At 52.5% G+C, this 26,390-nt stretch carries 25 protein-coding genes and 1 tRNA gene; 13 read left to right on the top strand and 13 right to left on the bottom strand.

Annotated elements, in window-relative coordinates:
- Window positions 1–297: 297 nt before the first annotated feature.
- Window positions 298–2,688, top strand: a complete 2,391-nt coding sequence (locus AC2D8P_RS00895; RefSeq protein ID WP_484699638.1) for a hypothetical protein — start codon at window positions 298–300, stop codon at window positions 2,686–2,688.
- Between the two features lie 529 nt (window positions 2,689–3,217).
- Here AC2D8P_RS00895 and AC2D8P_RS00890 read toward each other — a convergent pair.
- Entirely contained in the window at window positions 3,218–3,838 is a 621-nt protein-coding gene (locus tag AC2D8P_RS00890) for a hypothetical protein (protein WP_484699636.1), read from the bottom strand.
- 239 nt (window positions 3,839–4,077) lie between these two features.
- The gene (locus AC2D8P_RS00885; protein WP_484699634.1) at window positions 4,078–4,704 is read right to left on the bottom strand and encodes a ribbon-helix-helix domain-containing protein; all 627 of its coding nucleotides are present in this window, start codon (window positions 4,702–4,704) and stop codon (window positions 4,078–4,080) included.
- Window positions 4,705–4,838: 134 nt separating this feature from the next.
- Between AC2D8P_RS00885 and AC2D8P_RS00880 the strand changes: the two genes are divergently transcribed.
- Window positions 4,839–5,534: a recombinase family protein gene (locus tag AC2D8P_RS00880; RefSeq protein ID WP_484699631.1), complete on the top strand. Its 696-nt coding sequence runs from the start codon at window positions 4,839–4,841 to the stop codon at window positions 5,532–5,534.
- Here AC2D8P_RS00880 and AC2D8P_RS00875 read toward each other — a convergent pair.
- From AC2D8P_RS00875 to AC2D8P_RS00865, 3 genes are all read right to left on the bottom strand, one after another.
- Complete coding sequence (locus tag AC2D8P_RS00875) at window positions 5,513–5,854, bottom strand: hypothetical protein (RefSeq protein ID WP_484699629.1); 342 nt, start codon at window positions 5,852–5,854, stop codon at window positions 5,513–5,515. The genes AC2D8P_RS00880 and AC2D8P_RS00875 overlap by 22 nt on opposite strands.
- Before the next feature lie 236 nt (window positions 5,855–6,090).
- Window positions 6,091–7,422: a hypothetical protein gene (locus tag AC2D8P_RS00870; RefSeq protein ID WP_484699628.1), complete on the bottom strand. Its 1,332-nt coding sequence runs from the start codon at window positions 7,420–7,422 to the stop codon at window positions 6,091–6,093.
- A gap of 509 nt (window positions 7,423–7,931) precedes the next feature.
- A complete protein-coding gene (locus tag AC2D8P_RS00865; protein WP_484699626.1) occupies window positions 7,932–9,668 on the bottom strand; it encodes a DUF6538 domain-containing protein in 1,737 nt (578 codons plus the stop codon).
- Window positions 9,669–10,578: 910 nt separating this feature from the next.
- Between AC2D8P_RS00865 and ettA the strand changes: the two genes are divergently transcribed.
- A complete protein-coding gene (gene ettA / locus AC2D8P_RS00860; RefSeq protein ID WP_484699624.1) occupies window positions 10,579–12,234 on the top strand; it encodes an energy-dependent translational throttle protein EttA in 1,656 nt (551 codons plus the stop codon).
- Between the two features lie 533 nt (window positions 12,235–12,767).
- Here the strand turns inward: ettA and AC2D8P_RS00855 are convergent.
- Together AC2D8P_RS00855 and AC2D8P_RS00850 are read right to left on the bottom strand one after the other, a co-directional pair.
- Entirely contained in the window at window positions 12,768–13,322 is a 555-nt protein-coding gene (locus AC2D8P_RS00855) for an REP-associated tyrosine transposase (protein ID WP_484699622.1), read from the bottom strand.
- 35 nt (window positions 13,323–13,357) lie between these two features.
- On the bottom strand, window positions 13,358–13,714 hold the full coding sequence (locus AC2D8P_RS00850; RefSeq protein ID WP_484699621.1) for a BrnA antitoxin family protein: 357 nt from the start codon (window positions 13,712–13,714) through the stop codon (window positions 13,358–13,360).
- A gap of 178 nt (window positions 13,715–13,892) precedes the next feature.
- On the opposite strand from AC2D8P_RS00850, the gene AC2D8P_RS00845 reads away from it, so the two are divergent.
- From AC2D8P_RS00845 to AC2D8P_RS00835, 3 genes are all read left to right on the top strand, one after another.
- On the top strand, window positions 13,893–14,024 hold the full coding sequence (locus tag AC2D8P_RS00845) for a hypothetical protein (RefSeq protein ID WP_484699620.1): 132 nt from the start codon (window positions 13,893–13,895) through the stop codon (window positions 14,022–14,024).
- Between the two features lie 67 nt (window positions 14,025–14,091).
- Window positions 14,092–14,457 (top strand): hypothetical protein, encoded by a 366-nt coding sequence (locus AC2D8P_RS00840; protein ID WP_484699618.1) that lies wholly within the window; start codon window positions 14,092–14,094, stop codon window positions 14,455–14,457.
- Window positions 14,458–14,497: 40 nt separating this feature from the next.
- Window positions 14,498–15,064: a gamma-glutamylcyclotransferase family protein gene (locus AC2D8P_RS00835; RefSeq protein ID WP_484699617.1), complete on the top strand. Its 567-nt coding sequence runs from the start codon at window positions 14,498–14,500 to the stop codon at window positions 15,062–15,064.
- Here the strand turns inward: AC2D8P_RS00835 and AC2D8P_RS00830 are convergent.
- Window positions 15,038–16,435: an MATE family efflux transporter gene (locus AC2D8P_RS00830; protein ID WP_484699615.1), complete on the bottom strand. Its 1,398-nt coding sequence runs from the start codon at window positions 16,433–16,435 to the stop codon at window positions 15,038–15,040. The genes AC2D8P_RS00835 and AC2D8P_RS00830 overlap by 27 nt on opposite strands.
- Before the next feature lie 236 nt (window positions 16,436–16,671).
- On the opposite strand from AC2D8P_RS00830, the gene AC2D8P_RS00825 reads away from it, so the two are divergent.
- Both AC2D8P_RS00825 and AC2D8P_RS00820 read left to right on the top strand, forming a co-directional pair.
- Window positions 16,672–16,941: a PepSY domain-containing protein gene (locus tag AC2D8P_RS00825; protein WP_484699614.1), complete on the top strand. Its 270-nt coding sequence runs from the start codon at window positions 16,672–16,674 to the stop codon at window positions 16,939–16,941.
- Between the two features lie 59 nt (window positions 16,942–17,000).
- On the top strand, window positions 17,001–17,516 hold the full coding sequence (locus tag AC2D8P_RS00820) for a helix-turn-helix transcriptional regulator (RefSeq protein WP_484699612.1): 516 nt from the start codon (window positions 17,001–17,003) through the stop codon (window positions 17,514–17,516).
- Here the strand turns inward: AC2D8P_RS00820 and gltX are convergent.
- Window positions 17,513–18,838, bottom strand: coding sequence for a glutamate--tRNA ligase (gltX, locus tag AC2D8P_RS00815; RefSeq protein WP_484699611.1), 1,326 nt, complete (start codon window positions 18,836–18,838; stop codon window positions 17,513–17,515). The two genes, AC2D8P_RS00820 and gltX, sit on opposite strands and share 4 nt — an antisense overlap.
- 125 nt (window positions 18,839–18,963) lie before the next feature.
- Here gltX and AC2D8P_RS00810 point away from each other — a divergent pair, with 125 nt between their 5' ends.
- Window positions 18,964–19,818 (top strand): class I SAM-dependent methyltransferase, encoded by an 855-nt coding sequence (locus tag AC2D8P_RS00810; RefSeq protein WP_484699610.1) that lies wholly within the window; start codon window positions 18,964–18,966, stop codon window positions 19,816–19,818.
- A 32-nt stretch (window positions 19,819–19,850) separates the two neighbouring features.
- Here AC2D8P_RS00810 and AC2D8P_RS00805 read toward each other — a convergent pair.
- From AC2D8P_RS00805 to lon, 3 genes are all read right to left on the bottom strand, one after another.
- Window positions 19,851–19,926: transfer RNA gene (locus tag AC2D8P_RS00805), tRNA-Val, on the bottom strand.
- A gap of 58 nt (window positions 19,927–19,984) precedes the next feature.
- Window positions 19,985–20,569 (bottom strand): histidine phosphatase family protein, encoded by a 585-nt coding sequence (locus AC2D8P_RS00800; RefSeq protein ID WP_484699608.1) that lies wholly within the window; start codon window positions 20,567–20,569, stop codon window positions 19,985–19,987.
- Between the two features lie 454 nt (window positions 20,570–21,023).
- Window positions 21,024–23,432, bottom strand: a complete 2,409-nt coding sequence (gene lon, locus AC2D8P_RS00795) for an endopeptidase La (RefSeq protein WP_484699607.1) — start codon at window positions 23,430–23,432, stop codon at window positions 21,024–21,026.
- A 262-nt stretch (window positions 23,433–23,694) separates the two neighbouring features.
- On the opposite strand from lon, the gene AC2D8P_RS00790 reads away from it, so the two are divergent.
- Entirely contained in the window at window positions 23,695–24,138 is a 444-nt protein-coding gene (locus AC2D8P_RS00790; RefSeq protein ID WP_484699605.1) for a hypothetical protein, read from the top strand.
- A gap of 13 nt (window positions 24,139–24,151) precedes the next feature.
- Here the strand turns inward: AC2D8P_RS00790 and tgt are convergent, their stop codons facing one another.
- Window positions 24,152–25,282 carry a tRNA guanosine(34) transglycosylase Tgt gene (tgt, locus tag AC2D8P_RS00785; RefSeq protein WP_484699604.1) on the bottom strand — a complete coding sequence of 377 codons (1,131 nt, stop codon included), beginning with the start codon at window positions 25,280–25,282 and terminating at the stop codon, window positions 24,152–24,154.
- Window positions 25,283–25,432: 150 nt separating this feature from the next.
- Between tgt and AC2D8P_RS00780 the strand changes: the two genes are divergently transcribed.
- The 3 genes from AC2D8P_RS00780 to AC2D8P_RS00770 are packed head-to-tail and all read left to right on the top strand — an operon-like array spanning window position 25,433 to window position 26,388.
- Window positions 25,433–25,813, top strand: coding sequence for a rhodanese-like domain-containing protein (locus AC2D8P_RS00780; RefSeq protein WP_484699602.1), 381 nt, complete (start codon window positions 25,433–25,435; stop codon window positions 25,811–25,813).
- A gap of 28 nt (window positions 25,814–25,841) precedes the next feature.
- Entirely contained in the window at window positions 25,842–26,165 is a 324-nt protein-coding gene (locus tag AC2D8P_RS00775; RefSeq protein ID WP_484699601.1) for a hypothetical protein, read from the top strand.
- 4 nt (window positions 26,166–26,169) lie between these two features.
- Window positions 26,170–26,388: a GDCCVxC domain-containing (seleno)protein gene (locus tag AC2D8P_RS00770; RefSeq protein WP_484699599.1), complete on the top strand. Its 219-nt coding sequence runs from the start codon at window positions 26,170–26,172 to the stop codon at window positions 26,386–26,388.
- Window positions 26,389–26,390: the final 2 nt, after the last annotated feature.

Genomic DNA, 26,390 nt, shown 5'->3' with positions numbered 1-26,390 from the left:
CAGATTCTTCTGATAAAGGGCGGATAAATATTTATGGCAGCGACCGAGTTCGAGACGAACCAATCTTTCGTCCGAGCAGCAACAACGGAAGTAAACGGCCCCAATTCGGACCTTCAGCGAGTCGAACGACACTGCAATGCAGCTTTCGCATTGCAGTCATTGGATGACAATGCAAACTTGGTGCAAGAGTGGACGCAGTCAAAAAGGTCAACCCGTGGAACGTGAAGCTAATCTGATCAATTCTAGTGCATCACGCAATGTCGCCAATTACACCTTCCTATAAGGGGAACAAATTCTATGACCCTAAAGGCTGCACTTACCAGCGCCAAAACTGAAGAAGATGTTAAGGACGCATATATCGAGGTGCTTGGCCTCAAAGGTGTAAACAAGGGCCTTGTCGATATCCAAACCAGTGAAATCTGGTTCGAGGCCAAGGAAGCCGCCACACCGCCTCTACTGATGTTTGCGCAATTGCTAGTGTACGTCCGCGCTGCACGAAAACGTGGCGAACCCATCCCCGGCTTCCTATGCGTTATTGATCGCGAGAAGGCGGCCTTGATGGCAACCGAGCACGCTATGCCGCTGCTCGACGATAAGACCATCGACTGGCCAAAATCTGGCTCTGCGGCTGACAAGGTGCTCGCCGCCCAGATCGCCCCAGTCATTGAAACCCATTTTGTCCTCTACGAGATTGCCGAATACGAGGCCGAATTCATCAATGCGACCAAGGACGCGGTCAGCGAAGGCCGGATCATCCGCACGCCCATAACGCCCGACAACCTGCGGCAGGTGTTCGACAAATGGGTTGCGATGGTTGGCGTAGAACTAGGTGTAGTGGACGAGGCGGATTATGCCGTCTTGTTCTTTGCTGACATCATGCACGACGGGCGTGATGAAGCGATGCGCAACCTGCCCGCTCGCCTTTTGTTCAGCGGCAATAAGCCCGTGTTCATCATCGGGGCCGAACAATACGAACTCGCCAGCGAACGAGGCTATCGCAATTTTTGGAACATCTATCACCGCCCGCCTGAAAAGGAACATCGACACTACCTGCTTGAGCGGCGCGACAGCCTGCTGCCGATGGACGATCAGAAATTCAAGGGCGCGTTCTACACGCCGCTCCACATCGTCGACAAAGCCTACGATCAGCTTACGGCCACGCTGGGAAAGAACTGGCAGAAAAAATATATCGTCTGGGACATGTGCGCTGGCGTCGGCAATCTGGAGGCCAAGCACTCCAACCTGCGCAATGTCTACATGTCCACGTTGGACCCCGAGGACGTGACAATCATGCGAAGCAATCCCGCTTTCGCGGGTGCCGAGATTTTTCAATATGATTACCTAAACGACGATGTGGATGATTTCGGGCAGATCGATTACGACTTGTCGGGCAAGCTACCACCCGCGTTACAACAAGCGATTGCCGATGCGCGTGAGGGCAAGAAGGGAGCGAAGCCGATCCTCGTGCTGATCAATCCGCCCTATGCGGAAAGCGGATCAGGGATCGCCAAGGGTGACAAAAACAAAATTGGTGTCGAAAAAACACGTATCAACGGCTTGATGCGCGATATGAACCTTGGCTATGCAAGCAAGGAACTTTTCACACAGTTTCTAGTTCGCATTCAATACGAGTTGCCAACTGCAACACTTGCCATGTTCAGCACTTTGAAATACGTGAATGCGCCGAATTTTGAGGCATTCCGAAATTTGTGGAAAGCAAAATATCTCGGCGGATTTGTTGTCCAAAACAAGGTGTTCGATGGTCTCAAAGGTAGTTTTCCGATTGGTTTTTTGATCTGGAGTCAGAAATCAAGGCTTCCGCTTGCAGATATTCAAACGACGGTAATTGATCGCAATGGCTCACTCATTGGCGAGAAATCCTACGTTGTGAGACCGAACAAGGCGCTACTTAATGTCTGGATGGCCAAAACGAGTGCTAAAGGTGGGCCCGCCTTACCATTGTCGAACGCGCTGACCGTCTCAAACAATCCAAGACCGAAAAGGCAATACGATGGCGCAGTAGGATATCTTTACGCAAGCAACAATGACATGCAGCACGCGGGGCAAGAGACCTTGATCGCATCGTCGATCTTCACTGGTGGCAATGGCGGTGGGATTTGGCTAACTGATGCAAACCTCTGGCAGGCCGCGATTGTTTTTTCAGTCAGAATGCTCGCAGTGCATACATGGGTGAACCACAACGACCAGTTTCTACAACCCTCGCAGCCGCTCACGGATGAATTCAAATCAGATTGCCTGGTCTGGATGCTGCTCGCCGGTAAGAACCTGACCGCCGGAGCCGATGGGCTGCACTGGAATGACCGCGATTGGTCGCTCATCAACCATTTCATTCCTTTCACTGAAACCGAGGTCGGCGTGAATGCGCGCTTCGAGAGTGATTTCATGGTGCGTTACATGGACGGCATGACGCTCTCGCCCGAAGCACAGGCCGTACTCGACCAAGGCCGCAGGCTGTTCCAGCGCTTCCACGCCATCAGCTTTCCCAACAAGATCAGACAGCAATTCAAACTGGGCCGCGCAGATGCAGGTTGGTATCAGGTCCGCCGCGCGCTCGAAGCCTATAGCGATACGGAGTTGACCGACTTCGATCCGTTCAAAGCCGCCTACGCAGATCTAACCGCGAAGCTGCGCCCGCAGGTGTTCGAGCTTGGGTTTCTGCCGAGTTAGGCGGGGTTGAATGGCCGATGGTGCGTTTATGGTTCGCCGTGTAGATGCTGGTAGGCCCCAATGCACCAAAAATTGGCAGATCGGTTTCGGTTATGAACATCCAGCGAAAGTCTGCATTTCGCCAGTGGCGTTAGTAGATTTGCACCCGCAGCGACTGATTGCTTCCCGCCCACGTATGCTGCAGATTTGAGCAAGGCTATGTTTGGAATAATTTCCGTAGACAATCTGAATCGCTGCGACCGTCAAAATTTGCTTATGAACCCAGTTCTTGAAGGTGGTTCTCACCAAATACGGGGTCTAACACCGTATACTTCTCGCCAAACCCTTATAAATAAGGGGTAGCCACATCCAAGGAAGCTACGATTTCCCTTAAAAATAAGGGAAACTGGGTATTCGAACCAGTAAACCATTGTTTTGATACGGGCTTAGCACGTAGATACGGCGGGTTTAGCATCTTCTTTTCATCTGGAAGTGCTCTCATCGGCGTTACTTCTAGAACAGGTGACAAAAGTTGGATAACCCCGCATGATTACATGAATGGCCTTTCAATTTGTCTGCCCCACATTGTCCGGCCTTTCTGCGTCAAATTCCGGGACATGTAAGAAACCGGGAAGTTTTTCTCCCCGTAATTTGCCCAACACATTCCATCTACGGGCGCCGAAAGCATCTCCATCCTCAAAGCAGTTGGCGCAGCAGTTCTGCCGCCTGCAATGTCTCGGAACGCTTTCTTTGCAGATTCATATTCGCCTTGCTCCAGCACTACCACCCCATGAATGTGTGGAGTAACCTTTCTGCCCTTTTTATCACGACCCTCGACTGCCACCCATAGATCCAGATCATTTCTCTTAAGCCTTCGATTAAGGTAGCGCGGTACAGACTGACGAGCCTTATTAAAGACTTCTTTCACGGTATCCGTTTCTACCATGAGCAATTCGGATCCCCCAAGATGTATAGTAAATGCCCATGCCTTCATTCCTGTGTTTGACAAGCTTTTATTGAAAACATTCACTATCATTGAGATTGTAAATGGAACCTTGAGATATTGTTCCAGTTTATCAAATTTGACCCCTCTGCGCCTTCTGTCTTTGAGGGTGGCAACAACATTTCTTGCCTCTCTCTTCGTTATCTCTGCTCTTTCACGTGATGCCATATGCACACTCGTTACGTTTGATTTCTACATTATCGGGTTAATTGTGATCCGCCTACTGATTGCGAATTTCTATCCCGGCGAATTTATTCACAGATCGATCAGCTGAGCCAGTTATCTTTCTGATAATTATTACTTTTACAAAAGCCGGTGTCTGAAGCACCTCAACGTTTGGAAATCACGGTGAATAAATCCGCTTGCTGTGATTCGAGCGGATTTATTCACAAGACACAATGACAGAGCTAACAACTCGCAGCTCTCGCACCCCAATGCAGAGCACTACTAAACTCAGCAGCGATTTGCTCCGGCATAGTGGCTGTGGTTGAAACAACTCCCTCACTCTTGAACAGAAATTTTACCCCACGACCCGCTCGTTTCACTTCGATGCTTTGACAATAGTCCAAACCGTCAATTTGTCGCGGGCAGGCCTCAATTTCACCAGCGCCACCTTCGACCACAACACGAGAGAGCAAATCCGCCAGTTCATGAAAGCGTTCTGGAGTGAAATACAAATCTGACCTGCCATCATAGGCAGCCAAGTAGGCCAAAGTAGATTCATCATCAAGTTTCGCAGTCTTGATCTGCCAACCGGGCGGCGTAAATACATGAGCTGCTTTAATCGCTTCAATCGGACCAAGCGCATTCCTGTCCACTTCGGAAGGATCAGACATTTTCTCGAATAGCGCCGCTTGCCACGGGCTTTCATGTTCATCAGTGGAAACAATATGGCTCAATTTTCTTTCCATCGCTTGATGAATCCATTCCTCGATCAGCTTTGAGGACGTTGTACCCCGCTCAGATGCGAGTTCTGCAAGCTGATCAGCCCTCTCGGGGGCAAGGCTAATTTTTCGTCTTTGTTTCGTTTTCAATGTGGAAGTCCTCACTACAGATACTGACTCCATATTAACATATTTCTTTAATAGGTTCCACATTTAAATTGACGCCAATGCCGTTGCGTATAAACTCTCTACCAACGTTAAGTGTTATTACAGTGGAGATTTTCATGCGGTACATCACATATCTTCGTGTCTCAACTGACAAACAAGGAAAGAGCGGACTAGGTTTGGATGCTCAACGAAAAGCAGTAATTGACTACGTCGGGATACAGGATGAAATTGTCGAGGAATTCGTTGAAGTTGAAAGCGGCAAACGAACTGATCGTCCACAACTTATAAATGCACTTTCGAAAGCAAAAGCTGAGAACGCGGTGCTGCTGATTGCCAAGCTAGATCGTTTGGCCCGAAACGTTGCCTTCATAGCAAACCTTCTTGAAGGAGGAGTTGAGGTTGCGGCGGCTGATATGCCTACCGCGAACAGATTTGTCCTCCACATAATGGCGGCAGTCGCGGAACAAGAGGGAAGAGCAATATCGGAAAGAACAAAGGCAGCTCTTGCCGCATCCAAAAAACGAGGGACAAAATTAGGTTGGTCGATGCCCGAACGACAGGCCGAGCAAAAGCAAGCATCTCAGAAAGGAGCAGCAAAGAACGCTCTCATGGCTGACCAGTTTGCCGTGCATGTGTTGCCCTTTATTGAACAGCTTGCAAGTCAAGGTAAATCGCTGAGGCAAATCGCCAAGGTCCTAAACACTCAGAACATCAAAACAGCCCGCGGCGGGAAATGGTATCCCACAACAGTCCGCAATATCGTAAAAAGAAAAGAACTTTCTATTAGCCTTCAGCAGCTCACTTGTGCGTAAACTACAGGAGCTTGTGTGTATATCGTCCGAAAAGTGTCGGCGCCAATCATCACAACACTATCCACTATCACCCTACATTTAGAAACTTTCTCAATAGCTTGAACACCATGACTTCGCAGAACGGGAGGCGAAGGAACAGCTGTAGTAAAATTGTTAAACGCTGCTCCCCACTGGTTTTGTGACGTCCCGTCTTCTTGAACATGGTAAGCGCCTACCCCGGTCTCTACTATCGTTACCTGTCCTGCTTTTTCGGAATTGAACGGCTGATAAGTGCATCCTGACACCAGTGCTAGAAAGCCGAAAATGATGGCCACTTTCATAAACTATCCCCTAAGCTGAGTGCTAAGTTTGTTACAAAGCGACGACGGGCCGCTCTCTATAATTGCTCGCAAAATATGCCGCTCTATTTATTGGTGTAAATAGTTAAATGGACAGAGAATAGTTTTTTGCGGCAATCTCCACCTAAATCGGTTTCTGTTTTCGTATTTCTGCAAGCCGTGAAAACGATGTCCCCGCTTGGGAAAGCCCCGCGCCAACGATGGCGCGATCATTGTTGCTACTTGGGAACAAAAACATTCGTGACGGATGTCATTACATGCTTAGGCGTGAATCTGTAGTGAACTCGGCTTGAGATTGGATCGAATATCGCATGGCTGATGTTTGGGAAAAGCCCTTCTGGAACAGGAAACTTAGCCCAAGGGTTGTGAAACATCGTCACTGTGTCGCCCCACGCTTCATCGTAATCGTCGGCATCGACATCAGTCGCAAAAGGCTCTGAAGTGACCAAGTCGTCTCCGATCCATATTCCCATCCGCAACATCTTAATGTCATCATCTCCCAGCCCGGCAATCTTACCCATACGACTGAAGGTGGTGGTTGTTGCACCATTGGAAAAAAGCACCGCGCTAACGTTTTCGGCTCCGGGCTGTGCAAAGAAGCGACTCGGTATGGTCTTGTTTCCGTGAGAATGCTTGGTCACTACTTTGATTGACGGCTCAAGGCCGTTTCGACCGACTATCATTCGAGGTCTAACAGTTTCACCTTCGATCACAACGTCATCTCTCACCCCATAAAGATAATTCACCAACCCTGCCCTCGACCAGGTCATCGATCCAGGTGTGTCGCTAGTTGCAAGGCCGTGATAGTCATGGATTGCCAATAGAAATGGATGTCCAGTTACGTGTGGCAAATCCCAGTACTTATTCTTGCGGCTAAGCTTCTTAAACAACGGGCTGCCAAACTTGATAGGCATATAGTCTTTGGATAGCTCGGCGATCTCTGCGGCGTAGTTAGCTGGAATATCGAAGTCGGGATTTTGCCCAACAGTGACTGCTTCCACGAATATTGGAAATCCAAATTTTGATAACGAAAAATCCGGAACGGAGTTCGAGTTGTCGATCTCAAACCCAGATTTATGAAACAGGGCATACAAGAACAGTTCCCACAGCCTCTGATCAAACCCGGTCGATTGAAACTGTTCGATATAGTTACCGTCCACATCAACGAACGAGTAGGCAATCTCCTGAATGAGGTTTCGTGCTGCCGTTCGATTGTCATTAGATATTAAGAACTTGAAGTATGCGTGTTGCTTGTCTTCTGCCACGACTGGCGCAAAGATATCATGCGGCGGTCTTGTTTCATCTCCTTGTGGGTATTCAGAGCGACCATCGTTCTCGTAGGATTGGATCGCGTCGCGCAGAGCCGCTTCGGCTTCGTCTGCAGTGCTGAACCAAGCACCGCCAACCTCGAGGCATCTAAAAATCTTACGACAATCCCGCCCCAAAATTATGTACCCAAAATCTTTATCACTTCGGTCGTAGACTACGATCCCCAAGTTTGACCTGTCTACTGTTTCATAGTGCCTAACTTCTGCTGCCATCAGGCTCATGTAGGGCGCTCTAACGTAACAGAGCGCATCAAAGCGTCTTGGCGAAATGAGCTTCAAAATGGTTCTCCAAAAATGCATCGGGGGCGGCGATTGCATAGAGTGTTGATAGGCGCCAGAATAGTGCGGCTCATAACACTTCTGCGAGGCAGTCGCTCGATCAAACTATCCATCTGTCAACTTGGCGATCAATCGTTGCCAGTCAACTGCTAAAAGCTGCATTTTGGTGTGTTCTAGCCAAAGTTTACGAGGCGCCACACCAATCGGAACGCCTACCATGGGCCGGAGTGGTCGACTGGACACAAAAGTTTGTAGTGTCGGGCAATTTCGACGTCGTAGTCTTGTGGCCAAGGTGCAGCTAGGGCTGCAATGAACACCAAATCAAAACCGAGGACTCAGCTACCAGAAACGACCTCACATCAAGCAATTCACCTCTCCAAGGATCAGCTTGGGCGGCGGGAAATCATGTATAGTATACACCCTAGAGCATACTTTACCTTCCTAGGACTTCACTATGTGCGCCCTTTCAAAACAGGAATTTTCGACCAATCCACACAGTCGAGCGTGACCGTCTCGATCATTGCTTGACGTATTGGCAGGGAAAGAGCTTCCCGCTCTCCATATCCTCCGGTGGTTGATTTTCCAGAATGCCCCAATATTGGTTTTATCTGATCTTCGGTGTGGTTCAATCGCAGCTGATCAATGAAGCTGTGTCGTAGCGAATGGAATACAACATTTCTGCTCGGATCATCTTTCAGACCGATCAACCTAAAGTACTTTTGAAAGAATTTCGAAACGTTCGCGAAAGCTCCGCGAGAATCTCTTTTCGCTTCTGAAAAAACACGCTCTTCACGTTTCTCTTTTTGCACCGCCACGTATTCAAGAAAACCAAGGTTCAACGCTATCGAGTGTATTGGAATGCGACGGCGAGAATACGCATTCTTAACTGACTTCGAAGTATCTGTTCCTTCGTTGGTGATATTCATAAAATATATATCGTCTTCACAACGGATGTCCGAAACTTCCAGCTGGGCCAACTCTCCTTGTCGTGAGCCTGACAACGCAGCCAGAACAGGAATCCAAAATCGCCAATCTCGGACCAGAAAGTCACCACATTCCGCTAAATCCATATTCGTATCGCTCTTACAGCCGACAAATAGAGGTGATGAAAATAGACACTTCATCTGTTCGTCTGTCAGCGGGAACACCTTTTGCACATGCTTTGAAACCTTGGGCATCAATCCCGTGAAAACATTGCCCTCAACATATCCGTCATCAACCAGCCAATCGAACATTGTTGAGAGCTGGGAGACGTATTTGGCAATTGTTCTCTCGCATATTGAATTGACACCAATATCAGTGTTCTTTTCCAGAATCTGAGCAAACGTAAGACCTCTGAATTCCTTTCTCTGATCAGCTTTTACAGGCCAGTTTCTGAGTTTATTTCGCCACTCACGCGCCTGTGCTTTGGTTATGGAAGAAGGTGTTGCTTCATTACCCACAAATTCAACAAAACGCAGAATAATTTTCTCACGTTGGTCTAGCGTGTCGGCCTTTACACTTGCTTCTTGATGCCGGCGATGAAGCGGCAATAGCTCAATCAGCGTAAGCTCTGTCTCATCCGGGATTACCGTTGTCTCCGAAGCGCTCTCAGGGCGCAAATAAGCACCGTTGAGCGCTCGAAATAAGTTATCTGAGGGTTGGCCGCTCATTACGCCAAGATCGTGCTCAGCGAAGCGCTCTGTGGCTTCTATTTCAGCTCGCATCAGCAACTGAGCAAACTCTCGCTTTAGAGGCGATCCCGTTTCGAATCTGAATCCAAACTGGTCTGCCCAATATTTATCATCCACTGCCGCAAAATTGCCAATGGCGAACTGTTTTCGCAGTTCTTTTGCAGCCTTCTTGTATCGCTTCTTCTCATAAACAGACCGAACAAAGGCTGGATCATGAGCTCGCTCAGCCAAGTCATCTTCGATTTGAATTTGATAATATTCGAGCGCTGCTGTTTCCAAATGTTGCCTAGTCGGATGAACCAGACAGGGTTCAGCAGACTTTGCTACAATCTTGCTTGCCAATTCCTTTTGAATATCAGCGATGACCTTATGAGACTTTCGCTCTGCGAGCTTTAGATCAGCTGTTTTTAATGATCGCCAAATCTCTTTTGGACCGCCCTTTTCCTGCAGATCGAGTGGAACAGGATACCTTACTTGGTAGTTGCTGGAGCCCTTTCTCTTTGTAATGTATTTCACAGAATTTTCTCCAACTCGTTTCTCGGTAACTGTAGCACTGACCTGTAGCAGTCTTGATTTACAACACCCTGATTCTAAAAGGTTTCATAGGATACAATTGCTTAAAATGCCAAGGGTGGCGTTCCTACCATCCCAGCCACTTCAATAAAATCCATATAGATCAATGCCTTACGCAACATGCGAGCTAGAGACTTGTAGCACATTTCTGAAGCAATCAAGATACTCCACAATCAGTGCAAAATTTTAAACTCAGACAGCACCCAAAATGAACAGCTTGATATATTTGCCATTCAGCTATTTAGGCTCAAGTTTACAAGATATTGTGATTAAGTGCGGACTAAAACCTTTCTTTCGATCGAAGCCAGAATCATCACAATCGTGATAACCCGCCACAGAAAATCGATATCCATCGACGTTTTTGCTACTTGAACCCACCATTGTCTTTGTATTTCCATGTAACTTGCGTCTGGCCAAAGCTGGGATCCTTCCGACCGCGACTCAAACGTAATCCAATATCTTGGATTCGGGGCCATTCCGGCGCTTAGGACTACGAGGGATAATATGGTTTGATTATTTGCTCCTAGATCGGAAATTTCGGGACCATAAACAACGATACCGTTTATCGGTAAAATTGGATTGTATCGGGCAACAGGTATAGATTCATCACCAACCAGAAGCCCCCGATTAATTGATCATATACAACATCTTCGGAAGTGGCTCCCGATAGTACTACTATAACAGTGCTTGCAAGCTTACTATCGGACCTTACACAATTTGTTGAAACTTATTCTTCTTAAACAACCAATGAGACAGGGTCTGAACGTAAGTGCCTGCTGCAATCCAATTGCCCCCGGCCCCCATCCCCGCTATCACACCCGGCAACATCAGAATCCACGAAGGAATTCCCGCAATGGCATCCTATCAATACGTCTATCACATGGACGGTGTGTCCAAGACCTACCCCGGCGGCAAGAAATGCTTTGAAAACATCCGGCTGTCCTTCTTGCCGGGCGTGAAGATCGGTGTCGTGGGCGTCAACGGTGCGGGTAAATCCACGCTGATGAAAATCATGGCGGGCCTCGACAAGGATTTCACCGGCGAGGCCTGGGCCGCCAAGGGGGCCAATGTCGGCTATCTGCCACAGGAACCCAAACTGGATGAGGCGCTGAACGTGCGCGACAATGTCATGCTGGGTGTTGCGGCGAAAAAGGCCAAGCTGGAACGCTATAACGATCTGGCGATGAACTATTCTGATGAAACTGCCGATGAAATGGCGGAGCTGCAGGATGAGATCGACGCCGAAAATCTGTGGGATCTGGACAGCCAGATCGACGTCGCGATGGAGGCCCTGCGTTGCCCCCCGGATGAGGCCGATGTCAAATCCCTCTCCGGCGGTGAAAAACGCCGCGTGGCCCTGTGCAAGCTGCTGCTCGAAGCGCCCGATATGTTGCTGCTGGACGAACCGACCAACCACCTGGACGCGGAAACCATCGCCTGGCTGCAACAACACCTGATTGACTACAAAGGCACCATCCTGATCGTCACCCACGACCGCTATTTTCTGGATGACATCACCGGCTGGATTCTGGAACTCGACCGCGGCCGCGGCATCCCGTATGAGGGCAACTATTCCGCCTGGCTGGAACAAAAGGCCAAACGCCTGTCCCAAGAGGCGCGCGAGGATAAATCCCGCCAGAAAACGCTGGAACGCGAATTGGAATGGATGCGGCAGGGGCAAAAGGCCCGTCAGGCCAAACAAAAGGCCCGGATCAATGCCTATAACGAACTCGCCAACCAATCAGAGCGTGAAAAACTCGCCCGCGCCCAGATCATCATCCCCAACGGCCCGCGTCTGGGCTCCAAAGTGATCGAAGTCAACGGCCTGAAAAAACACATGGGCGACAAGCTGTTGATCGAGGATCTCAGCTTCTCCCTCCCCCCCGGTGGCATTGTCGGCGTCATCGGCCCGAACGGCGCCGGTAAGACCACGCTTTTCAAAATGCTGACCGGCCAGGAACAGCCCGATGAGGGCACGGTGGAATATGGCGACACGGTAGATCTGTCCTATGTTGACCAGTCCCGCGATGACCTGAACGCCAATGACAATGTGTGGGAGGCAATCGCCGACGGGCTGGATGTGATCAAACTGGGCGACGCCGACGTCAACGCCCGCGCCTATTGCTCCTCCTTCAACTTCAAGGGCGGCGATCAGCAGAAAAAGGTCTCGCTGCTGTCGGGCGGTGAACGCAACCGCGTCCACATGGCGCGCCTGCTGCGTGCGGGCGGCAACGTACTGCTGCTTGACGAACCGACCAACGATCTCGACGTCGAAACCCTCCGCGCGCTCGAGGACGCCCTGGTCGATTTCGCCGGCTGCGCCGTGGTGATTTCCCACGACCGCTTCTTCCTCGACCGGATCTGCACCCACATGCTGGCGTTTGAGGGCGACGCCCATGTCGAATGGTTCGAAGGCAACTTTGAAGACTATGAGGAAGATAAAAAACGCCGTCTGGGTGCCTATGCGTTAGAACCGAAACGATTGAAGCATAAGAAGTTTGTGCGGTGAGGGGCTTGCAATAATCACGAAATGTTCTTATGTTGTTCCTGCCCTTGGAGATTGATGGATGTCGGTCGTTGGGCGGGCTCTCCACTCCAATGGAACACGGACAAGCCTGCACTCGAATTGGGAAGTGCTTATCGGTGCTAAGTCGAAACCTGAGAAGGGATTAGGCGAAGGTAGTCCTGACCGCGTGATGCGCGAAGGGCGGCTACCGAAGGGTGACTCCGAGTGATCATAGGAGAAGCCAACATACTGCCTCGTAAGGGCAGTCTAAATGTACTGAGTGGACTTTAGTTTGCTCATCCGGATGAGCTTCTCAAAGGAATGCTCCGATGAGGATTTCATTCAAAATTGAAGGGCGAATACGGTATGGCGACATAATTGGAACCATCTCGTTAGTTCTAACAATCATAGGGCTTATGCTCTAATTTGGGCGGTCTTCGGACCGCCCTTCTTCGTTTCGATTATCTGTAGGCCGGGGTTTCACCCCGGCACCTCCGACAACACCAACTCCCCAAATGCCGGGGTGAAACCCCGGCCTACGGGAAACGTCCCAACCTTATCTCTCGATGCACCGATGAATACGGCCAATCCTCTGGCCGTTCGACAAACCCGTGTTTGACCGGGTTCATCCAACAATATCGGATGTGGTTTTCATAATCGGCCTCATCACGGATGTGGTGTTCCCAAAACCGGCGTTGCCAGATGGCGCTTTCGCGCTTGTCGACACGTAGGCTGGGCTTCAGCCCGGCATATCTACCATTTTGAACAACGGGCAATTCTTTTGGCATCGGTGCCGGGCTGAAGCCCGGCCTACGATTTGCGTCATTCAAACTCCTCGTAAACCGCGCCTTGATCGCGCCCCATCGGGTGGAATAATCGGCATCTCCGCTCGGCAATGTCCACACCGCATGTAAATGATCCGGCAACACCACCCACGTGTCGATCACAAATGGCCGATCCATCCGCACCCGGTGCACGGCGTCCCGCAATCGATCAATCTTTTGCACCAACAAATCGCTGCCACGATGGGCCAATGCGACGGTAAAGAAAATTCTGGCCCCGTGTACACGTGGGCGGTGGTAATTCGACATACCCAACCCTACGCATTCATGGTTAACGAACCATTTTAATCCCCCCTGCCCGCGCCCTCCAACAACTGCTTTTCCAATATCTCTTCGATCCGCAGAAACTCCCCAATCTTCATCTGCGCCCAGGTGGCCAGTAGCCTGTTGATCCGGGCGTGATAGCCCCGGCCCATGCCCCGGTAGAACCGCGCGACGGATCGGTCGAGGTACAGCGTCACCTTTTCTTTGGGCTCCTCCACATCCAGGTCCAGCTCCAGCGTGTGCCAGGCGTCTGGCACCTCCTCTCTCAAGGCATCATCGACGGCATTGTCGTAACGGATGATCAATAGGTTCTGCATCAGCTTTTCGCGGGCGATGCGTTGGGTTTTGGTCGGGCGTTTGCGTGTGTGATCTGACATGGGGTTACGATTGCGCAAAATTGTTAACGGCGTCGGATCAGGGCGTTCGGCGCTACCGTCACAATACCGACGTTACACCGACGTAACGCCGCCTCACGTGTTTGCCAAAATTTGAAATATTAACGGAAATGGCGCGCGGGCCTTCCCATGTCTTTTACAGACTGAAGGAGATACGCCCATGCAAACCCATGATCGCCGCTTTCGCCCGCCGCAAGATCCGGCTGCCCCGCTCTACCAGCCGCCGGTCGATACACGCCCCGCGCCGCCCACATCGCGCCGGTACCGCTATACGGATTGGGCGTCGATCTGAAGAATAACAGTTGAAATTACAGTGATTTCTGGGCAGGTTTCTGGAAATTCATAGCCAGAGACATCCCATGCCCAAATTGACTTTGCCCGCCTCGATAGGTTTGACACTGGCCCTGATGGCCCTGTTTCACCTGCTTTCCATCCCGCAAATGCTGGGGGCGCATCCGTGGTTCGTGCCCAAGGTCATCCTGATCGGCACTCCGATTGGGTTGCTCATCGGCGCGCTCTTTCGCTATTCTTACCCGTCTTACAAGTTCCGGGTCATCGCAACCCTGATCGCAGTCATCGGCGTCTATTTCGTCACCAAATCCTCTGGCGATCAATTCGCCGCGTCCTTCGCCGAAGACAAGATCGCCGGGCGGTTTTGGTATTTTGGCTGGATCGGAACATCGGCAACGTTGTCCGCTTTCTTCTTCACTGTTGTGTCACGTTAGGCACTGAAAAGTCGCCAAAAAAACAGCGCAAGCACATAATATGAAACGGCATTTTGTCTTTGGTTACGGATCACTGGTCAACGCGGCCACGCATGATTTTGACAATACACAACCCGCAATCCTGCATGGCTGGCAACGGGCTTGGATCAGGTCTCCTTTGCGAAAAATTTGCTACCTTAGCATTGTAAAATCAGACGGCGCACAAATTCGCGGCGCCTTGTCAGAGGTGTGTGATCATCATTGGCCAGAGCTGAATGAACGCGAAGCGGCCTATGATCTGATCGATGCTCAAGAAATGGTAACCGCCGATCAGATACCCTCCGCACAGTTATCGACCTTTGTGATTTCATCTGATCAAGGCCAAACCCCGGATCGCAACAGTCAGGTTTTGCTGAGCTATCTAGACACGGTCGTTCAGGGCTATTTGGCGCTGGCAGGTCCGCAAGGGGTGTCAGAATTTTTTGAGACAACGCAAAACTGGCAAGCCACCTTTATCGATGACAGATCGGCCCCGGTCTATCGTCGGCACCAACAGATAACGGCATCGGAACGTGAGCTCACCGATAAACACCTCGCCCGATTATCTGCGCACATTGAACAGTTGTAAAAACCGGATTTGCCGCTGAAATGGCTTGCCTTCAGGCACAACACCTGACCGCGCAAGGCGAAACACCCGAAAGGCCAACCAGACACTGACCGCGGCAAAAATCACGCCGCCAATGGCCTGCCCGATCAACACGCCCTTGGCCCCAAAACCAGCCGCGCCAACCAATATGAACGGAATGGTGCCCAACGTGTGTCGCCCCCAATTGACCAGAGTCGAATAAAACGGCCGTCCCAGATTGTTAAACGCAGCGTTGGAAACGAAAATCACGCCGTTAAAAAAGAACATCAACGCCAGCGGCCCACAGAACAGAAACACCAGTTCCCGGCTGATCCCCTGTGCGTCAAACAGATTTGCAATTGGGCTTCGCAAAACAAACAGCAATAACGCCATTCCAGAAACAAACACCCCGCAGAATATCAATCCATCGATATAGGCCCGTCGCACCCGGTCGTGATCGCGCGCCCCGAAATTCTGCCCGATCACCGGGCCAATCGCGCCAGACAGCGCAAACAAAACGCCAAAGGCCACCGGCGTCAGCCGCGCCGTGATCGCCATCCCCGCGACGGCGCCCTCGCCAAACTGGGCCATGGTGCGGGTGACAAAGGCCTGGCCAATTGGTGTCGCCAACTGGGTCAGGATTGCAGGCAATGCAATGGCAAATATCGCTGGAAAATCGGAGCTGAATTCCTCTGACGTGGGTTTATCCAGCCCGCCGTGATGGCGATAAATCGGTGCCAACGCGAAAAAGGCAATCGCAAACCGCGCCGCCACACTGGCCAATGCAGCCCCGGTCAGATCCAACCCCAGACCAAAGATCAGGATCGGATCAAGCACGGCATTCACGATACCGCCAGCCACAGTCGCAGTCATCGACCGACGCGCATCACCATGGGCGCGCAGGATCGCACCACCGACCATACCGATCAGCAAGAGAGGAAGACTGGGAATGATGATCTGCAGATACCCCTCTGCCAGATCAAGCGTCATCCCACTGGCCCCCATCAGTGCCGCCAGCGGGCGAATGTTCCACCAGACCACCGCAGAAAATATCGCACCGAAAATCACACCGTATAACAGTGATGTCGCCGCCCGTCGGCGCGCCTTCTGTTCATCCCCCTCACCCAAGGCGCGCGCCACCAGTGAACCGGCAGCAATTGCCATGCCGATCCCGAACGAAGAGGTGAAAAACAGGATCGCGCCTGCATAACCCACAGCCGCGGCCAGCTCTGCCTGACCCAGCATCGAGATAAAAATCATATCAACCAGATCAACGACAAATATAGCCATCAGACCGATAGAGGCCGTCAGCGCCATCGTGGTGATGTGTCGAAACAGGTTTCCCTCTAGAAACACCGCCTGTTGTTGTGCCATTGCGCGCCCCTCTTTGCCCCAGAATGACGCTTTATCCCCCTGATCACCATAGGGATACGCGCACAATTCCGGTGCATATCTGTGCAAAAGGGTGAATTGGCGCACAAACTGCATAATCCTTGGCCCAATGGCCCCCTGATTAAGCCCGGGTTATATGGCGATCAGGCGCTTTCATTCCGAAATCACTCTCACCGCCACACCGGCGGACATGCAAAGCGAACTGAAAGGATCACCCAATGAAAGACACCGTCAAAGCAACCCTGCTCACCACCGCAATGATCAGCGCCCCTGTTCTGGGCCTTGCTGCCGCGAACACCGGCGACACGCTGGGCGTGGCAGAAGCCGACATCCGTGCCGCGTTAGAGGCACAGGGCTACGTTATCCAGGAGTTTGAGATCGAAGATGATGAACTGGAAGTAGAGGCAAGCCTGAACGGCATCCTCTATGAGATTGAAATTTCCCCGCAAACCGGCGAAATTCTGGAAATCGAAGAAGACGACGACTGAACCCGAATCCGGTGGGGCATCCGAAGGTGCACCGGATGCCCACCACACGAGGAACAGGAATGGCCCAGAAAAAATATGTCTACTTAACCGGGCTGATCGCCCTTCAAGGCTTCTGTGCGATATTTTTTGCCGGTGACGCCATGCATGATTTTCTGTTTGAGCGTGGGACCCCACAGGCCGAAAGCTTCGACTGGATGGAATATATTGTTTCGGCCACGCTTGTGATCGGTTTGGGATTTACAATCTTTGAGCTGCGCAACATGGTGCGGCGGGATCAGCGGTTAAGCCAGCAAATCGGGCTGGCCTCTGGTGCTTTTGCCGAAATATTAGAGGCACAGTTCGACAGTTGGGGCCTGACCAATGCCGAACGCGATGTCGCGCTTATGGCGATCAAGGGCTATTCCGTTGCCGAGATCGCGGAGCTGCGTAAAACCAAGGAAGGCACGATCAAGGCCCAAAATGCCGCGATTTACCGCAAGGCCGGGGTCACCGGGCGCACGCAGCTGCTAAGCCTCTTCATCGACGATCTAATGAATGATGACCTTCTGGCCGGGAAAACGGCTGGCGCGGCTTAACCCCGCGCCTTGATCACCTGCAACAGCGGCAACACCTGCGACATATCCGGCCCGTGGCTTTGCCCTGTCAGCGCCTTGCGCAGCGGCATGAACAGCCCCCGTCCCTTGCGCCCTGTCTCTGCCTTCACTGCCGCAGTCCACGCCCCCCAGGTTTCCCCTGTCAATGGCCCTTCGGGCAGCATTGACATCGCAGTGGCAACAAATTCCGCATCTTCGTCCTCGATCACCGGATCGGCCCCATCGCGGAACAAGCTCCACCAGCCGCCCAGATCATCCAGCACGGTGATGTTTTCACGGGTCACGGCCCAGAACTGTTCTGCCAGCCCCGCCGGCACACCCAGATCCGCAATCCGCCCGGCAACTGTGTCAAAACCCAAACCTTGATTGATCTTTGCGGTTAACGGGAACAGATCCTCCACGTCAAACTTCGTTGGCGCCGACCCAAAGGAAGACAGATCAAACCCATCAGCCAGTTCGTCAATGTTTCCAGCAATCTCTACCGGTTTCGACGACCCCAGTCGCGCCATCAGGCTGAGCAGAGCCATCGGCTGCACGCCACGTTCACGCAAATCGCGCAGCGCCAGCGTGCCCAGACGTTTTGACAGCGCCTCGCCCTGCGGCCCGGTCAGCAGAGAATGGTGCGCAAAAGACGGGACAGCCCCCCCTAGTGCCTGAATGATCTGAATTTGCGTGGCGGTATTGGTCACGTGGTCAGACCCGCGCACCACATGTGTCACGCCGAAATCCACGTCATCACAGACAGAGGCCAAAGTATACAAAAACTGCCCGCTGGCTTTAATTAGCACCGGGTCCGACACAGACGCCGCGTCGATCGACAAGTCACCCAAGATGCCATCAGCCCATTCAATCCGTTCCTGATCGAGCTTGAACCGCCAATGGCCATTGCCCCGCTCTGCCCGCAGCTTTTCCTTATCCGCATCTGACAGCTCCAGCGCAGCGCGGTCATATACGGGCGGCTTGCCCATATTCAGCTGCTTCTTACGCTTTAGGTCCAGCTCTGTCGGGGTTTCAAAACACTCATAAAACCGCCCGATCGATCGCAACTCATCTGCCGCGGCTTCATAGCGTTCCAACCGATTAGATTGCCGCTCCAGCCGGTCCCATGTCAGGCCCAGCCATTCAAGGTCCTCCATGATCCCATCTGCATATTCCTGCTTGGACCGCTTTGGATCGGTGTCATCCAGCCGCAAGATAAACTGACCACCCGACTGGCGAGCAATCAGAAAATTCATCAGCGCGGTACGCAGGTTGCCAACATGGATATAGCCGGTCGGCGACGGTGCAAAACGGGTTACGATCATCGGGGTCTCCTTTGTCCGTCCGTTTTTCACAGCATCAGGGAATTGTCCAGAATTTGCGTGGAGAAGTTGACAAAATTGGCTTTGTTGTCAGCATGAGGCCTTCAAGCGACGCAAAGGATTTGATCATGACCGTATGGGCCAATCAGGAACAGGCCGACTATTGGGCATCAGCGTCTGGGCTTAAGTGGATCACATACGAGTCTGAGATTGACATCTGCCTGCGCAATGTAAATCTGGAACTCATCCAGCATTCCAATCCTCAACCCGGTGAACGTGTTCTGGACATTGGTTGTGGCACCGGTGCCACCAGCCGCGAATTTTCCAAACATCTTGCCCCTGGCGGCGCCATCACCGCGATCGACATTTCAGAACCGCTATTGAACCACGCCAAATCAAACAATTCACCACCGAGTGTCGACATTCAGCATCATCTGCTGGACGCCCAAACCGCTGACATCCCCGGTGCCCCATTTGATCTGGTAATCTCGCGCTTTGGCGTCATGTTCTTTTCTGATCCGGTCGCCGCTTTTGCGAACATCCGGCGGCACATGAAACCGGGTGGGCGCATGATCCTGTCGGCCTGGGCGGCGCTGGAGTTCAATCCGTGGTTTTCGATCCCCGCAACAGCCGCGATTAAACATTTTGGTCCGATGCCAGCATCAGACCCAACCGCTCCAGGTCCATTGGCCTTTCAAAACATCAATCACGTCGTTGATATTTTGACCAAGGCCGGATTTCCGAATGCAAAAGGGGCAGAGGTCGACCTGAAACTCCACCACCCCGGCCCGTTGGAAACCGTGGTCAACCTGGCCTCAAATCTCGGCCCCGTGGCACGGGTGATGAACCATTTTCAAGGCGCCGATCAAGATCGGAAAGTCATCCGCCAATCCATTTCACAAGAGATTGAAACATACGCTGACGCCACCGGCATCAATATCCCAGCGCGCCTGAATTTCTTCACAGCGTCCAACACGCCATAGCAACCGGGCAAAACATCTTCATCAAAGAGGAATGGTGGGTCGTGAGAGGCTCGAACTCCCGACATCTTCGGTGTAAACGAAGCGCTCTACCAACTGAGCTAACGACCCGATGGGCGCGATTTACCCATTCCCGCGCCCGGGCGCAAGAGGGGTTGGGCGAAAATTTTTACGCAGGCGCAGTTTCTTTCAAAACGGTCTCTCGCCCATCTTCAAGGACATAAACACAACCCTGTAAATTGGACAGGCCAGACATCTCTTCCCGGCTTTTTCCCAGGATCAATCCCCGCAGTACTTGGCCCAGCAATCCATGAGAAACCACAACACTGGGCTCCGTCAGACTGCGGGCAAACGCCAGTATGCGCGCCTCGAACGCACCGTAGCCTTCGCCGCCCGGTGCGACCAAAAACAGCTCCAGCGCAGAGATCTCCGGCGAGACCAGTTCTGGATGGTTGCGCCGCGCTTGATCACGCAACAACCCTTGCCAATCGCCTGCGTGGGCCTCTGCCAATCGTTCATCAACGATATAGTCTTGGCCTGACAAAGCAATATCCGCTGTTTGGCGCGTACGCCCCAGCGGGGAGACATAACACGGGATTGGTCGTGACAGAACCGGCGCCAACAAACGTGCCTGTTTCTGCGCGTCCTTGATACCCTGATCTGTAAGGGGTGAATCCAACTGCCCCTGAATGCGTTTTTCAACGTTCCACTGGGTTTCACCATGGCGCAAAAAATAGATTTTTGGAAAATTCACTGCACACTTCCTTTGTTTCGCACCCGGCCTACAAAAGCATCGTCGCCCCGACAAGAAAATATTTAAGCGCCGATTATAAATTTATTGCTTGATCTAAAGTATACTTGAGAAATTATGACTTCTCTCATACCAGACCACACAAGGATATGAGCTATGTTTTTCACACGCAAAACCAGACAAAAAACGCCGCCGCGCGCCGTTCGGGATGAAATCCTATCTCTATGTCGTCACGAACAGATCACCCGCTTGCAACTCGCGCGCCAACTGCAGCGTGATTTTGATCTTGATTGCGGGTGCGCAAGTGCATTCACCCAAATGCTCAGACCCAGGTGATCCTGCAGATCTTCCTTTCGCTTCAAATACCTCGGGGGGAATGCGCAACGCGCAGAGGGGCAGCGCCCCTCCCGTCGTCAAAAGAAATAAGGCGCATCTTCCAGATGCGCCTTTCAATGTCTTAGTGTGTGGTCGCACCGGGCGCGTCGGGTTTCTTTTTCAATGCCTCAGCAGCCGCAGCCTCTTCGGCCTTCTCGTCCCATTCCACAGGTTCAGGATCACGGATCAGGGCGTGTTTCAACACTTCTGACACATGGGATACCGGAATGATTTCCAGGCCTTCTTTGACGTTGTCCGGAATTTCCCGCAGGTCCTTGGCGTTTTCTTCAGGAATCAGCACCGTTTTCACCCCGCCACGCAGGGCAGCCAACAGCTTTTCCTTAAGCCCGCCAATGGCAGAGGCATTGCCGCGCAATGTCACCTCGCCTGTCATGGCGATATCCTTGCGCACCGGAATACCGGTCAAAACCGACACAATGGCCGTCACCATGGCCAAACCAGCAGATGGCCCATCCTTTGGCGTCGCCCCATCCGGCACGTGGACGTGGATATCCAGCTTTTCGAACATCGGTGGCTTCACCCCGATTTGCGGACTGATTGACCTAACGAAGGAGCTGGCCGCGTCGATGGATTCTTTCATCACATCACCCAACTTGCCGGTGGTCTTCATCCGGCCCTTGCCAGGCAGACGCAATGCCTCGATCGACAGAAGATCCCCGCCAACCGATGTCCAGGCCAGACCGGTGACAACACCGACCTGATCGTCCTTTTCAGCCAGACCATAGCGGAATTTCTTCACACCCAGGTAATCATCCAGATTATCCGGCGTGATCACCACTTTTTCATGCTCTTTGCGCACAATCTTGGTGACAGCCTTCCGCGCCAGCTTGGCGATTTCGCGTTCCAGGTTCCGAACGCCGGCCTCTCGGGTGTAGACCCGAATGATTTCCTGCAATGCCTCATCGGTGATCTCAAACTCAGACGCTTTCAACCCGTGATTTTTGGTCTGTTTTTCAATCAGGTGCCGTTTGGCAATCTCGGTTTTCTCATCCTCGGTGTAGCCAGCCAGCGGTATGGTTTCCATCCGGTCCAACAGCGGGCTCGGCATGTTATAGCTGTTGGCCGTGGTCAGGAACATCACGTTCGACAGGTCATATTCGACCTCAAGATAGTGATCGACAAAGGTTGAGTTTTGTTCCGGATCCAACACTTCTAGCATCGCTGATGCCGGGTCCCCGCGGAAGTCCTGCCCCATTTTGTCAATCTCATCCAAAAGGATCAGTGGATTGGTGGTTTTGGCTTTTTTCAGCGCTTGAATGATCTTACCCGGCATCGAACCGATATAAGTCCGGCGGTGACCGCGAATTTCAGATTCGTCACGAACCCCGCCCAGCGAGATGCGAATAAATTCGCGGCCTGTCGCCTTGGCCACAGATTTCCCCAAAGAAGTCTTACCAACGCCCGGAGGGCCGACCAGACACAGAATCGGACCTTTCAGCTTTTTCGAACGCTGCTGAACAGCCAGATATTCGACAATCCGCTCTTTGACCTTCTCTAGGCTATAATGATCATCATCCAGAATCTTCTGCGCGCGAGTCAGGTCTTTCTTCACGCGGGATTTGGTCCCCCACGGTATTGACAGCATCCAGTCCAGATAGTTGCGCACAACTGTAGCTTCGGCTGACATCGGGCTCATATTCTTGAGCTTTTTGATCTCACCCTCAGCCTTTTCTTTGGCCTCCTTGGACAGTTTGGTCTCTGCGATCTTTTCTTCCAGCTCGGCGACCTCATTGTCACCCTCATCACCGTCAGACAGCTCCTTCTGAATGGCTTTCATCTGCTCATTCAGGTAGTATTCACGCTGGGTGCGTTCCATCTGTGATTTGACGCGGGTCTTGATCTTTTTCTCGACCTTCAGAACGCTCATTTCGCCCTGCATCAGGCCATAAACCCGCTCCAGCCGCTCGCCCACATCCAATGTTTCCAAAAGCTCCTGCTTTTGATCAACCTCAACCCCCAGATGCCCGGCAACCAGATCGGCGAGCTTTTCAGGCTCACGGCTTTCAGCCACAGCCGACAGAGCCTCTTCGGGGATGTTTTTCTTGATCTTGGCATAGCGTTCAAACTCTTCACCGACAGACCGGATCAGCGCATTGACCGTGTCGAAATCACCCGGCAGTTCGCCCAGAAATTCGGCGTGAGCCTCAAAATAGCTATCGTTTTCAATGTATTCCAGGATTTTTACCCGCGAACGCCCCTCGACAAGCACCTTCACGGTGCCATCGGGCAGTTTCAACAACTGCAGGACATTGGCCAGAACGCCAACCTGATAGATGCCCTCTGCATCCGGGTCGTCAACAGACGGGTCGATCTGGCTGGACAGCAGGATCTGCTTGTCCTCTCCCATCACCTCTTCCAACGCGCGGACGGATTTATCACGCCCGACGAACAACGGGACAATCATGTGTGGAAACACCACGATGTCGCGCAGCGGCAGGACGGGATATGTTTGATTGAGTTGCTCGTGCATGCTCTTTCCTTATTTAGCAAGAAAACCCGGCCCCGCTGGGCGGCAGCTACTGGTTTCCTCCGATCTTGGGTTATTCAATTGGGGCGTTTTGCGCCCTCTTTCAACCCGCAATTCTTCACTTCTGCTTAATCTGCACTGCTTGTTGGGCAGGAGCAAGGCGATACAGAGCTCAGATGCGGTTTTCCTCATGATTTATGAATTGCCAATCCCGTGCCCCAGCGATGCCCAATTCTTGCCCATTTCGACCCATAGCAATTGTCTTATGAGAACAGTACAATACATCCGCAGCCTGCCTGCCCGCGCCAAATCCGCCTTTCGGGAAAACAAAAGCCGGATCGCCTTTGCGACGCTGATGGCATTTTCCGCAGGCGTGGTCATGTATTCACAGGCTGGCATCGTACTACCAAACGGCATGCCCCTGCATCTGTTTACCGGCATTGTTTACGCGGTTGTGGTCGGACCGGCGGCTTTTCTGACCTGCCTGTTTCTGCCAGCGGTGTCCACTCTGATCGAACCTGTGGCGCTGACCAGAATGGGATACGCCATAGGCGTGGTTTCATTTCCGGAATTTGCGGAAATGGTGCTGGATTCCCCCCTGTTGACGGCAGGTATCATTGTTGGCGGCGCGATTGTGCTGCAACGGCTGGCCCGGTTGGCAAAGCCCTACTTGCCTGAATTGCGCCCTACACCCGTGCAAACAGCCTGATTACACATTTATCTTATAGCGGTTCGATATCGTCAGCAGCCCGCTGGTCGTGAAACTCTGCCTGAAACGCTGCATAGCGACCCTCGGCAATCGCTGCCCGAATACCCGCCATCAGGTCCTGATAGTAATGCAGATTGTGCCAAGTCAGCAGCATTCCTGAAATCATCTCTTTGGCGCGGAAGACATGGTGCAGATAGGCGCGTGAATAGTTTCTGCAGGCCGGACATCCGCAGTTTTCATCCAATGGGCGCGGATCATCCTGATGCCGGGCGTTTTTGATATTTACAACGCCGTGGCGGGTAAAGGCCTGCCCGGTCCGCCCTGATCGGCTGGGAAGCACACAGTCAAACATATCGATCCCACGTGCCACTGCACCAACCAGATCGTCGGGTTTACCCACCCCCATCAGATACCGCGGCCGATCCGTGGGCAGCATATCCGGTGCATAATCCAGAACACCAAACATGGCTTCTTGCCCTTCACCCACGGCGAGCCCACCGACCGCATAGCCATCAAAACCTATCGCCTTTAGCGCCTCGGCGCTTTCTTCGCGCAGAGGCTGGGTAACTCCGCCCTGTTGGATTCCGAACAGCGCATATCCGGGCCGGTCGCCAAAGGCATCCTTGGATCGTTCGGCCCAGCGCATTGACGTGCGCATGCTTTCGGCCACGCGTTTCTCGTCCGCGGGCAGCGCCGGACATTCGTCGAAACACATCACGATGTCCGATCCCAGCAGGCGCTGGATTTCCATCGACCGCTCCGGTGTCAATTCGTGCCGCGATCCGTCGACATGGGATTTGAACGTCACGCCCTTTTCCGTCAACTTGCGCAAGCCCGCCAATGACATCACCTGAAACCCGCCACTGTCGGTCAGGATCGGCTTGTCCCAGTTCATGAACTTGTGCAGCCCGCCCAGGCGATCAATCCGTTCTGCCGTCGGACGCAACATCAAATGATATGTGTTGCCCAACAAGATATCCGCCCCCGTGGCGGCCACACTTTCGGGCATCATCGCCTTGACCGTTGCCGCAGTCCCAACCGGCATAAAGGCAGGCGTGCGTATCTCACCCCGTGGGGTCGAAATCACCCCGGTTCGCGCCTTGCCTTCTGTGGCCTGCAGATCAAATGAAAATCGCTGTGTCATCTTGATGCCTTTGTCGTTCAGCCCCGCCTTCTGCGTCAATTCCTTCGGTTTGCCAAGGGTCGTCTCTCACATTCGTGACCCTGAAATGCTTGGCATCCCGCTCAACATCTGTTGTGATCCCGGCTGAGCATCAATTCAAAGGAACGCGCCATGAAGAAAGCCCAGGATTACCTGGACGAGGCCAACGCCGTCGTCCCCCGTATCTCTGCCGAAGAGGCAATCAAAATCCATGCAGGTGGCGAGGGCGTCTTTGTCGACGTTCGCGACAGCAACAGCCTGCGCCAAACGGGTACCATCGCAGGGGCCCATCATGTGCCACGTGGCATGGTCGAGCTATCCGCCGACCCCGACAGCCCCTATCACCGCCCGGTGTTGCAAAAGGACGCCCCTATTTATCTTGTGTGTGGCGGGGGTCTGATGGCTGCGATGGCTGGCAAAACCCTGATAGAAATGGGGTTTACCAATGTCACCAATGTAGGTGGCGTGGCCGAATGGAAAGAGGCCGGCGGCCCAACCGAAGACATCCAGTAACCGTGAACCCACAAGGCATCCCAGTCAGATGAAACCCATCAACAGCCTCAACTTGCTTGGCGCCTTTACCTCGTTTGGCGTGGCCAGTTGTTGTGTGCTGCCAATGGTGATGATCCTGCTGGGCCTCGGCGGCAGTTGGCTGGCGATCTTTGGCAAACTGGCCGCGCTCAGCCCCTATGTGCTGACCGCGTCCACGCTTTTGGCGGTGTTGGCCTGGTGGGTGGCGCTGGACAGGGGGTCAGAAAGACGGCTGCGACGCTGGCTGTCGTTTTGTACCGCTCTGATCGCAATCTCCTGGGTTATTTATATGTTTGAGGCCCAGATCAACGATCACCTGATGACATGGATGTAACCATATGGCCGACACGACCCCGATCCTTGAAAGCACCATCACCTGCCCAACCTGCGGCCATGTGGAAACAGAGACCATGCCCACGGACGCTTGCCAGTGGTTTTATGAATGCAAATCCTGCAAAGCGGTCCTGACACCCAAACCGGGCGATTGCTGTGTGTATTGTTCCTATGCCACCGTTCCTTGCCCGCCAATTCAGGCTGGCGACAGCTGTTGTAGATAGCG

It is taken from the genome of Roseovarius sp. YIN77, assembly GCF_057219155.1.
Note: the sequence above shows the minus strand (reverse complement) of the source record. Positions and strands in the feature narration are given on the sequence as shown.